An 11,283-nucleotide genomic window follows, 5' to 3' on the forward strand; every position below is an offset into this window, starting at 1 on the left:
GTGCGGGCGGTCCGCACCGGCCACCCGGCTTCAGCGGGTCACTTGACCTTGATCTCGTTGTAGACGGGGACGCTGAAGACGTTCAGCGCGACGTTCGAGACGCGGTCGGAGTAGCCGGCGCTGCCGTTCTGGTACCAGAGCGGGATGACCGGCATCTGCTCGACGAGCACCTGCTCGGAGTCCTGGAAGGTCTTCACCGCGGTGGCCTTGTCGGTCTCGGCGTTCGCCTTGTCGACGAGGTCGTCGAATTCCTGGTTGCTCCACTTGCCGTCGTTGGACGAGGCGTTGGTGTAGTAGAGCGGCTGGAGGAAGTTCTGGATGAGCGGGTAGTCCATCTGCCAGCCCGCGCGCCAGGCGCCGTTCAGCTTCTGCTGGGAGACCTGGTTGCGGAAGTCGGCGAAGGTGCCGACGGGGCCGCCGACGCAGGCCCGGTTGTTGTCCAGGGCCTTGTTGATGCTGTTGCAGACGGCGTCGACCCATTCCTTGTGGGAGCCGGTGTCCGCGTTGTACGAGATCTTGAGCTGGCCCCCGGGGATACCGCCGGCGTCGTTGATCATCTTCTTCGCCTCGTCGGCGTCGTACTCGCACTCCTTGCCGCACAGGCCCTTTTTGAAGCCGCCCTCCTCGCCGAGGACCGGAGAGGTCCAGTCGGAGGCGGGGGTCCGGGTCTGGTGGAAGATCTGGTCGGTGATCTGCTGGCGGTTGATCGCCATCGACAGTCCCTGGCGGACCTTGCGGCCGTTCTCGGTGTCCCACTCCTTGTCGTAGAAGGGGAAGGCGAGGGTCTGGATGATGCCGGCCGGGGTGTTGATGTAGCGGTCGCCGAGGTCGGACTCGACGTTGGTGAGCTGGGAGGCGGGGATGTCGTCGACGAGGTCGAGGTTGCCCGCGGTCAGGTCGGTGTAGGCGGTGTTGTTGTCGGTGTAGACCTTGAGGTCGATACCGCCGTTCTCGGCCTTGTCGTCCCCGGGGTACTTGTCCCAGCGGCGCAGGTTCATCGACGAGCCCTTGGCGTAACTGTCGATGGTGTACGGGCCGTTGCCGACGGGCTTGGAGAGCCAGGCGTCGTGGTCGTCGAAGAAGCTCTGGGGCAGCGGCGAGAAGGCCGCGTAGCCGAGGGTGTCGGGCCACAGCGAGAACTTCTGCGACAGCTTCACCGTGAAGGTCAGGTCGCCGGTGGCCTTGAGGCCGGAGAGCGTCGTGGCGGAGGCGGAGCCGCTCTCGGGGTGGGCCTTCTCGTAGCCGTCGATGTACTGGAAGAAGTAGGCGTTCTTCTGGTTGTTCTTCAGCGCGGCGCCGTAGTTCCAGGCGTCCACGAAGGACTTCGCGGTGACCTTCTCGCCGTTGGAGAAGGTCCAGCCGTCCTTGACCGTGATGGTGTAGTTCGTCGCGTCGCTGGACTCGATCTTGTCGGCCAGCATGTTCTTGGCCTCGCCGGTCTTCGGGTCGTACCGCTTGAGACCGCGGAAGAGCATGTCGAGGACCTTGCCACCCTGCACCTCGTTGGTGTTCGCGGGTTCCAGCGGGTTCTGCGGGTCGCCCCAGGAGGAACTGACGATCCCGTCGGCGCCACTGCCGCCGCTGTCGCTGTCGCCGCCCCCGCCGCAGGCCGTCGCCGCCAGTGCGACTGCCACGGTGCATGCGGTCCACCTGGCCCGTGTGGCTCCGCGCATGAAGTGCCTCCTCCAGAGATGCCATGAGTAGCTCTGCCCTATATCACCGCATTCGCCTAGGTATGGCATGCACGCTTGGCCCGTACGGGCGGGTCCGGCCGAAGCCCCGTCACCCGACCGGCCCCGCCCGGCTCCGGGCCCCTCTCCCCCGGACACGCCGACGGGCCCGTACTCGGGAGTGATCTCCTGAGTACGGGCCCGTCGTCGCAGACCGCGAACCGGCGCCTGCCTCACTGGCGCCACTGGCACCAGCGGGGTTGCACGACTACTCCTCCAGCGCCGCCAGCGCCGGGTCCATCACGATGTCCTTCGTGCGGGTGACCGTCGGGTCCTCCGGGAAGTGGCAGGCCGTGAGGTGGCCGGGCTTGTCGCCGGAGAGCTGCACGAGCGGCGGCTCCTCGGTGGCGCACTTGTCCTGGGCCTTCCAGCAGCGCGTGCGGAAGCGGCAGCCCGAGGGCGGGTTGACGGGCGACGGGACGTCACCCTCCAGCCGGATGCGCTCGCGCTTGTCGGCGTCGATGTCCGCGTCCGGGACGGCGGACAGCAGCGCGTGCGTGTACGGGTGCCGGGGCGCCTCGTACAGCGAGTCGCGGTCGGCCACCTCGATGATCTTGCCCAGGTACATCACCGCGACGCGCTGCGAGAAGTGCCGGACGATCGCGAGGTCGTGCGCGATGAAGACGAACGCGATGCCCATCTCGCGCTGGACCTCCTGGAGCAGGTTGATGACCTGCGCCTGGATGGAGACGTCCAGCGCCGAGACCGGCTCGTCCGCGATGATCAGCTTCGGCTGCAGCGCGACCGCGCGGGCCACGCCGATGCGCTGCCGCTGGCCGCCCGAGAACTCGTGCGGGAAGCGGTTGTAGTGCTCCGGGTTCAGGCCGACGATCTCCAGCAGCTCCCGCACCCGGGCCTCGCGGCCACCGGGCGGGTTGATGCCGTTGATCTCCATCGGTCCGCCGATGATGTTGCCGACCGTCTGCCTCGGGTTCAGGGAGGCGTACGGGTCCTGGAAGATCATCTGGATCTCGGACCGGATGGGCATCATGTCGCGCCGCGAGGCGTGACTGATGTCCTGGCCCTTGTACGAGACCGTGCCCGAGGTCGGCTCCAGCAGGCGGGTCAGCAGCCGCCCGGTGGTCGACTTGCCACAGCCGGACTCACCGACCAGGCCGAGGGACTCGCCCGGCATGACGTCGAAGGACAGGCCGTCGACCGCCTTGACCGCGCCGACGGTCCGCTTGATCGGGAAGCCGCCCTTGATGGGGAAGTGCTTCTTGAGGTCGCGGACCTCCAACAACGGGGAGGCCGCGTCCTTGTCCTGCTGCTTCGGCACGGTGCCGGTGGCCGCCGTGTCAGTGGTGTTGTTCTCGCTCATGGTGATGCCCCAGTCGCTGGTAGGTCAGCCCAGCCGGGGCTGAATCTTCTCGATGAACACCTGCTGCTTCTGTTCCGCCGTCAGGTGGCAGGCGGAACCCCGTCCGTCCGGCAGACCGGGACGCGAGGAGACGCACGCGTCCCCGCCGACGTCTCCGGTGAACGCGCACCGGGGGTGGAAGGCGCAGCCGGACGGCGGGTTGAGCAGGGACGGCGGCGAACCCGGGATCGGCATGAGGGGCTCGTCGACACTGGAGTTCAGCCGCGGCATCGAGCCGAGCAGACCCCAGGTGTACGGGTGCTGGGGCGACTTGAGCACCTCACGCACCGAGCCGCGCTCGACGGCCCGGCCGGCGTACATCACCAGCAGGTCGTCGGCCATGTTGGCGACGACGCCCAGGTCGTGCGTGATCATGATGATCGCGGAGCCGAACTCCTGCTGGAGGTCCTTGAGCAGGTCGAGGATCTGCGCCTGGACGGTGACGTCCAGTGCGGTCGTCGGCTCGTCGGCGATCAGCAGGTCGGGGTTGCAGACCAGCGACATGGCGATCATGGCGCGCTGGCGCATGCCGCCGGAGAACTGGTGCGGGTAGTCGTCCACCCGCAGCGTGGGCTGCGGGATGCCCACCTTGGTCAGCATCTCGATGGCCCGGTCCCGGGCCTCCTTCTTGCTGGCGCCGGTGTGCTTGCGGAACGGCTCCGAGATCTGCCGGCCCACCGTGTAGTACGGCGAGAGCGCGGTGAGCGCGTCCTGGAAGATCATCGACATCTTGTTGCCGCGCAGCGATTCGAGCTGGGACTCGGGCGCGTGCGTCAGGTTCACGCCGTCGAGGAGGATGTCGCCCTCGACGGTGGTCGACTTCGGGTTGTGCAGGCCCAGCACGGTCAGGTTGGTCACCGACTTGCCGGAACCGGATTCGCCGACGATGCCGAGCGTCTTGCCGCGCTCCAGGTCGAAGGAGAGCCCGTTCACCGCATTGACGACGCCGTCCTCGGTGGAGAACTTGACGTGCAGATCGCGTACCGAGAGGAACGAGTCGGACCCGGTGGGGGCCGCGGCGTCCTCGGTCTTGGTGAGTGTGGTCACGTTGCTACTCCTAGGACAGCCGCACGCGCGGGTCGATCACGGCGTACAGGGCGTCCACGACGAGGTTCAGAACAATGATGAAGGCCGCGCTGACGAGCATGACGCCCATGGTCATCGGCAGGTCCTTGTTGTTCACGGAATCGATGGCCAGCCGGCCGATCCCGGGAAGGCCGAAGGTGATCTCGGTGACCATGCCGCCGCCGAGGAGCGCCGCGATGTCCATGCCGAGAATGGTGACGATCGGGATGAGCGATCCGCGCCAGGCGTAGCGCATGAAGACGTAACGTCCGCTCATGCCCTTGGCCTTGGCTGCCCGGACATGCTCCTCCTGGAGCTGTTCGATCATCGTGGAGCGGGCCATACGGGTGTAGTTGGCCGTGAAGATCACGGACATCACGACCCAGGGGATGAGCAGGCCCATGAACCAGGGACCGACACCGTCGCTGAAGTCGTTGTACTTCGGCTTGTCCAGCCAGCCGGTGCTGTACACGAAGATGCCGAGCACGATCGGGCCGAGGAAGTAGATCTGGAAGGAGCTCAGCACCAGCGAGAAGGAGCTGACGACCTTGTCCAGCCAGGTACCGCGGTAGCGGGCGGCGATGAGGCCGGTGCCGAGACCCACGGTGAGGAAGACGATGAGCCCGCCGATGGTGAGCGAGAGGGTCAGCGGGAAACGGTCGACGATCGTGTCCCACACCATCTGGCCGTTGTTGAACGAGACACCGAAGCAGGGCGCCGAGCAGTGGCCGACGGAGAAGTCACGACCGGTGAAGATGCCGGAGAGGAAGATCCAGTACTGGACGATCGTCGGCTTGTCGAGACCGAGGTTGGTGTGGATGATCGCCAGCGCGTCCGGGGTGCAGTTCTTGCCGCAGGCCAGCATCGCCGGGTCCTGTGGGATGGCGAAGAACATGAAGAAGGTGAAGGCGCTGATCAGGACCAGGATCAGGCACGCGCCGAGCGACCGGCGCAAGAGGAAACGAAGCATGGCAAGAGGCTGCTCTCAGGACGGCGGGACGAGAGGGGGGAGGTGGGGCGGATCCGGCAGAGGGGGGGGCGCGCGCCCCCCCCCCCCCCCCCCCCAGAAAAATGAGTTGGCGACAAAAAAATTAGGAAAATATGAGGACAGGCCGTGGTTAGAAGGAACCTCGGGAATGCCCCGCCCCCACCGACCGGCGCAAGAGCAAACCACCCCTGCCAAGCGGCGGCCCTCAGCCCGGCGGGACGCGCGGGGGGCGGTGGGGCGGACCCGGCCGCGGGGGGCGCGCGCTCCGCCGCGCGCGCACCCCCGTGAAACTGCTGTTGCCGACTACTTCTTGAGGAAGATCTGCGTCACGTCGGTGTAGCTCTGCACCGTCGAGTAGCGCAGGCCACCGATGTTGGAGCCGGCGATCTGGAACACCTTGGTGTAGTAGACCGGGGCAGCCGGGTTGATCTCCGTGGAGATGTACTCGTTGAGCGCGGCCCAGGCCTTGGTGGCCTCGGCGACGTCCGTGATCTTCAGGATCCGCTCGATCTCCGAGTTCACGTGCGGGTCGTTGATGTGCGAGTAGTTCGACGAACCGTCCTGGATGGCGGTGCCGTTGTACACCGGCGGGATGACGGTGGACGCCGACGGCCAGTCCTGGCCCCAGCCGGTCATGTAGATGTCGTAGCCGTTGTCGACCTTGCCGACCCGCTCGTACCAGGTGGCGGAGTCGATCTCCTTCTTCTGGACGTCCAGGCCGATCTTGCCCAGCGCGTTGGCGATCAGGACCGCCTGCTGCTGACGGACCGGGGTGTTGCCGTAGGCGTAGACGATCTTCTTGCCCTCGGCGCCGGCTTCCTTGACGAGCTTCTTGGCCTTGGCCAGGTCACCGTTCGCCTTGGTCTTGCGCTCGAACGGGTCGAAGGTGTCGTCGTAGCCCGGGGTGGTGGGCGACATCAGGCTGTTGGCGACCTCGCCGCCGTACGCGCCACCGTCGGCCTTGGCGATCGCGGAGGCCGGCAGAGCCAGGGTGATCGCGTCACGGAGCTTCTTGTCCGTCATGCGGTCGAGGTTGAAGTTCATCTGCCACACGTACGGGGCGTAGCCCTGGATCGTGCGGGCCATGGCGGCCTTGTCGCTGGTGACAGCCTTGAGCTGCTCGGTGGCGACCTGACCGGTGAACATGACCGCGTTCTTCGCCGCACCGCGGTCGGCGAGGATCGTCTTGGTCTGGTCCGTGTCGTCGTGGTTGTACTCGATGTTGAAGCCGTCGACGTACTGGTGGCGGACCGAGTCGGTCTTCGCGTCCCAGTTCGTGTTGCGGACGAGCTTCATGCCCTTGCCCGGCTTGAACTCGGCGATCTTGTACGGGCCCACGGCGACCGGGGCGCTGTCGTACTTCGCCTGGGTGTCCGTGTCCTTGGGGACGACGGAGTAACCGGCCATGGCGAGTGCCTGCGGCAGGTCCGGCTCGGCGGCCGGGAAGTGGAAGACGACCGTCTTCGCGTCGGGGGTCTCCAGCACCGAGTCCGGCAGGTGCTTGCCCTTGTAGGGGCCCTCGTACGCCTTGCGGTACGCGTTGCCGGCACCGGACAGCCACTGCTGCAGGAAGACCGGACCGTCGGTGATGTTGGTCGAGTACAGGCGCTCGACGGTGTGCCGGATGTCGGCCGAGTCGATGACGTGGCCGTTCTGGTCCTTCACGCCGTCCTTCAGCGTGTAGGTCCAGGTCTTGCCGCCGTCGGAGACCTTGCCCGAGTCGGTGGCGAGGTCGCCGACCACCGTCAGCTTGCCGTTGGCTTCCTTGTACTGCGTCAGGCCGCGGTAGATCAGACGGGAGAGCAGGCCGCCGTCGCTGACGTAGATCTGACCCGGGTCCAGGTGCGAGAAGTCGGTGTCGTTGTAGACCTCGGCCGTGCCGCCGGAGCGGGCGCCCGCGACCTCGGCCGCCGGGCCGGTGGAGTCCGCGGCGGTACCGAGGACGACCGCGTTGGACTGCGAGGACGCGTCCTTCTTGGTCTTGCTGTTGTCCTTGGCCGCGTTGTCGTCGTTGCCGCCGCAGGCGGTGAGCGTCAGTGCGCCCGCCGCGACCGCGACCAGTGCGGCTCTCGCCGTACGGTTCTTGAGCATAGACATGGAGTCGAGTCCACCTGCCTGTGAGTAGTGATCAACTGTGCTGCCCTGCACGTCCGGTCGGTGCCGGCGCCCGGGAGGCAGCTCCCCCGCGGTTCGGATCAGCGTCCCGTCTTCGGGTCGAAGGCGTCCCGTACGGAGTCCCCGAGGAGGTTGAACGCCACAACGAAGACGACCATGGCGACACCCGGGAAGAACATGTAGACCGGGTCCTGCTCGTAGACGTTCGCGCCCACGGAGAACATCCGGCCCCAGTCCGGCGTCGGCTCGACGTAGCCGACGCCGACGAAGGAGAGAAAGGCGACCGAGAGGATGGTGCTGGGCAGCATGTACGTGGACTGCACCAGGATCGGGGTGACGAGGTTCGGCAGCAGCTCCTTGCGGATGATGCGCCAGGGGGAGGCTCCGGCGACCTTGGCCGCCTCGACGAACTCGCGTCCGCTGAGCGAGAGGGTGACGGCGCGGACCAGACGGGCCAGGCCCATCCAGCCGAGCAGCCACATCACGGCGATGATCGCGCAGGTACGCACGTAGGTGGGGGTCTCCTCGTCCGGCGCGACGAAGACGGTCGTGATGACCGGCATCGCGGCGACGAAGAAGAGCTGGCTCGGGAGAGCGAGGAAGAAGTCGGTGACCCGGCCGATCCAGTAGTCGGTCCTGCCGCCGAAGTAGCCGCCGACGAGACCGATCAGCACACCCATGACCACCATGGCGAGGGTGGCGATGACCGCCGTGTACAGCGAGGTGCGCATGCCGTAGAGCAGCTGGGCGAAGACGTCGCGGCCCAGCGTCGGCTCGATGCCGAACCAGTGCTCGGGGGACATGCCGCCCATGCCGCCGGAGGGCATGTTGAACATGTCCAGCAGGTTCGGGTCGTCCTGGCCGTAGAGCGTGTACGGGTCCTTGCCGTACAGCTTGGTGATCAGCGGGGCGAGAGCCGCCACCGCGAAGAACACGATCACCACGACCGCGGACACGAGTCCGGTCTTGTCCCGCTTGAAGCGGCGCCACATCAGCTGGCCCGGCGAGCGCCCCTCGACCTTGGCGGGGCCGGTCGGCTTCTCGGGCTCTTTCTCGAGGACCGAGGCCGGGGCCTCAGCCTGAATCCCAGTTGGACTCGTCATGATTCGTCCGTTTCACATGTAATTGACGGCCGCCGGCCCGCGCACGTGCCGCCTCTTCAGCAGTATGCGAAAAGTCAACCGCACTTCACCTGAACCGAGTTGCCGAACGACAAGGCGGGTAGGAGAGCGTACGGAGCGGCGAGCAGGCCTAAGGCTGATCTGCGCGGGTAGACCGCGGCCAGGGTGGACTCACCCCGGAGAACCGATACGGGAGATCGGGTGCCGGGCGGATCAGTACAGCGATCGCACCGACCCCTGACATACCGCCAGGGATCGTGGGCGTCTGACGCGCCGGCCGGACGACGTGACCCACTGGGCGCTTGTGGCACCGTGCATGGGTTCCTCCTCATGAGTCCACTTGTTCTTCCATACGAAGCGGGCACCAGCGATCTCCGTCGACACCCCTGGCGACGAGAAATCCGTGTGCCCCGTGTGCTCGTGAGTCGGCACTCCCCACAGTGCGTGACTCATTGACCCGAGCTCAATGCAGCCAACTATTAAGTACGACTGGACCGTAAACCACACTTAAAGGGTCTCGGTTTGACAACATCGATACAGGCCGTGTGACCGAAATCCGGACAAACTGAGTCCAGACAGACACCCCCGAAACGGACTGTTAACACAGGTTTCGGAGAGCAACGCCCGATAACCGGACACTAAAGTGACGAAAATCAATTGACGAAGGCCCGGCCCCCCACAGTGTCTGCGGGGGGCCGGGCCTCATGTCAATGCAGGGGGTCGGGTTCAAACCCGACTTTGACGAACGCCGGCCGGTGGCCGGATGTGATCAGCGCTTGGCGCGCGACGCGGTGCGACCGCGCTCCTTGGCGTCCAGGACGACCTTGCGGATGCGCACGGTCTCCGGGGTCACCTCGATGCACTCGTCCTCGCGGCAGAACTCCAGGGACTGCTCCAGGGAGAGCTTGCGGGCCGGGACCACGTTCTCCGTGGTGTCCGCGGACGCCGCACGCATGTTGGTGAGCTTCTTCTCCTTGGTGATGTTGACGTCCATGTCGTCGGCGCGGGAGTTCTCGCCGATGATCATGCCCTCGTACACCTCGGTGCCGGCCTCCGTGAAGATGATGCCGCGCTCCTGGAGGTTGACCATGGCGAACGGCGTCACCGAGCCGGAGCGGTCGGCGACGAGCGAACCGTTGTGACGGGTGCGCAGCTCGCCGAACCACGGCTCGTGGCCCTCGAAGATGGAGTGCGCGATGCCGGTGCCGCGGGTCTGGGTGAGGAACTCCGTACGGAAGCCGATGAGGCCGCGGGACGGAACGATCCACTCCATGCGGACCCAGCCGGAGCCGTGGTTCGTCATGGTCTCCATACGGCCCTTGCGGGTCGCCATGAGCTGGGTGATGGCGCCCAGGTGCTCGTCGGGCGAGTCGATGGTCATGCGCTCGATGGGCTCGTGCGTCTTGCCGTCGATCTGCTTGGTGACCACCTCGGGCTTGCCGACGGTCAGCTCGAAGCCCTCACGGCGCATCTGCTCGACCAGGATGGCCAGCGCCAGCTCACCGCGGCCCTGGACCTCCCAGGCGTCCGGGCGCTCGGTGTCGAGGACGCGGAGCGAGACGTTACCGATCAGCTCGCGGTCCAGACGGTCCTTCACCTGGCGGGCGGTGACCTTGTGGCCCTTGCCGCCCTTGCCGACGAGCGGCGAGGTGTTGGTGCCGATGGTCATCGAGATGGCCGGCTCGTCGACCGTGATCAGCGGCAGCGCGATCGGGTTCTCGGGGTCGGCCAGCGTCTCGCCGATCATGATGTCGCCGATACCGGCGATGGCGCAGATGTCACCGGGGCCCGCCACCTCGGCCGGCTTGCGGGTGAGCGCCTCGGTCATCAGCAGCTCGGTGATGCGGACGTTCTGCTGGCTGCCGTCACGCTTGATCCAGGTGACGGTCTGGCCCTTGCGCAGCTCGCCCTGCTCGACGCGGCAGAGCGCGATACGGCCGAGGAAGTTGTCGGCGTCCAGGTTGGTGACGTGGGCCTGGAGCGGAGCGGCCTCGTCGTACTCCGGGGCGGGGACGTGCGCCAGGATGGTGTTGAAGAAGGGCTCGAGGTCCTCGCTGTCCGGCGGGACGGTGCCGTCCTCCGGCTTGGTCAGCGAGGCGACGCCGTCACGGGCGCAGGCGTAGACGATCGGGAACTCGATCTGGTTCTCGTCCGCGTCCAGGTCCAGGAACAGGTCGTACGTCTCGTCGACGACCTCCGCGATGCGGGAGTCGGGACGGTCCGTCTTGTTGATGCAGAGGATGACCGGCATCTTCGCGGCGAGCGCCTTGCGGAGCACGAAGCGGGTCTGCGGCAGCGGGCCCTCGGAGGCGTCGACGAGCAGGACGACCGCGTCCACCATCGACAGGCCGCGCTCGACCTCGCCACCGAAGTCGGCGTGGCCGGGGGTGTCGATGATGTTGATCGTGATCGGGTCCCCGCCGGTCTTGGGGTGGTACTTCACCGCCGTGTTCTTGGCGAGGATCGTGATGCCCTTCTCACGCTCCAGGTCGTTCGAGTCCATCATGCGGTCGTCGAGGCTCTCGGCGGCGTGCGCGGCGAAGGCACCGGCCTGCTTGAGCATGGCGTCGACCAGCGTGGTCTTGCCGTGGTCGACGTGGGCGACGATGGCTACGTTACGGATGTCGTGGCGCGTGGGCATGGGTGGAATGCGCTTCTCTCGGATCGTGGGATCAGGCGTCGCAGTCGGTCTCAGGTCCTCGTACGCCCCGCCGGGCTGACACGCCACGGCTTGTCCCATGGTACGGGCCAGCCGCGCGGGGGGCTTCCCGGCCCGATCCGCGAGACCGCTCTTCCCCGAGGATTCAACGGATATTCAGGGGCCGGGGCGGCTTCGGACCGGCTCACAACCGCCCGTCGAGGCCACCGGGATCCCCGTGCGCACCCTTTTCCGGGGCCTTCCCG

7 protein-coding genes are annotated in these 11,283 nt (G+C 66.7%); all 7 read right to left on the bottom strand.

Annotation, left to right across the window (positions count from 1 at the left end):
* Positions 1-38: 38 nt before the first annotated feature.
* The 7 genes from ACFWEP_RS24360 to typA all read right to left on the bottom strand — a co-directional run bounded on the left by ACFWEP_RS24360 (position 39) and on the right by typA (position 11,020).
* Entirely contained in the window at positions 39-1,673 is a 1,635-nt protein-coding gene (locus tag ACFWEP_RS24360; RefSeq protein ID WP_387372859.1) for an ABC transporter substrate-binding protein, read from the bottom strand.
* Positions 1,674-1,938: 265 nt separating this feature from the next.
* Positions 1,939-3,051 (bottom strand): ABC transporter ATP-binding protein, encoded by a 1,113-nt coding sequence (locus ACFWEP_RS24365; RefSeq protein WP_387372861.1) that lies wholly within the window; start codon positions 3,049-3,051, stop codon positions 1,939-1,941.
* A 24-nt stretch (positions 3,052-3,075) separates the two neighbouring features.
* Entirely contained in the window at positions 3,076-4,137 is a 1,062-nt protein-coding gene (locus ACFWEP_RS24370; RefSeq protein ID WP_387372863.1) for an ABC transporter ATP-binding protein, read from the bottom strand.
* A 10-nt stretch (positions 4,138-4,147) separates the two neighbouring features.
* Positions 4,148-5,125: an ABC transporter permease gene (locus ACFWEP_RS24375; RefSeq protein ID WP_387372864.1), complete on the bottom strand. Its 978-nt coding sequence runs from the start codon at positions 5,123-5,125 to the stop codon at positions 4,148-4,150.
* 321 nt (positions 5,126-5,446) lie between these two features.
* Positions 5,447-7,240, bottom strand: a complete 1,794-nt coding sequence (locus ACFWEP_RS24380) for an ABC transporter substrate-binding protein (protein WP_387372866.1) — start codon at positions 7,238-7,240, stop codon at positions 5,447-5,449.
* A 98-nt stretch (positions 7,241-7,338) separates the two neighbouring features.
* Complete coding sequence (locus tag ACFWEP_RS24385; RefSeq protein ID WP_387372868.1) at positions 7,339-8,361, bottom strand: ABC transporter permease; 1,023 nt, start codon at positions 8,359-8,361, stop codon at positions 7,339-7,341.
* 787 nt (positions 8,362-9,148) lie between these two features.
* Complete coding sequence (gene typA / locus ACFWEP_RS24390; RefSeq protein WP_387372870.1) at positions 9,149-11,020, bottom strand: translational GTPase TypA; 1,872 nt, start codon at positions 11,018-11,020, stop codon at positions 9,149-9,151.
* Positions 11,021-11,283 lie beyond the last annotated feature (263 nt).

Origin of the sequence: Streptomyces sp. NPDC060198 (genome assembly GCF_042728415.1) — a bacterium.
GTDB lineage: Bacteria > Actinomycetota > Actinomycetes > Streptomycetales > Streptomycetaceae > Streptomyces.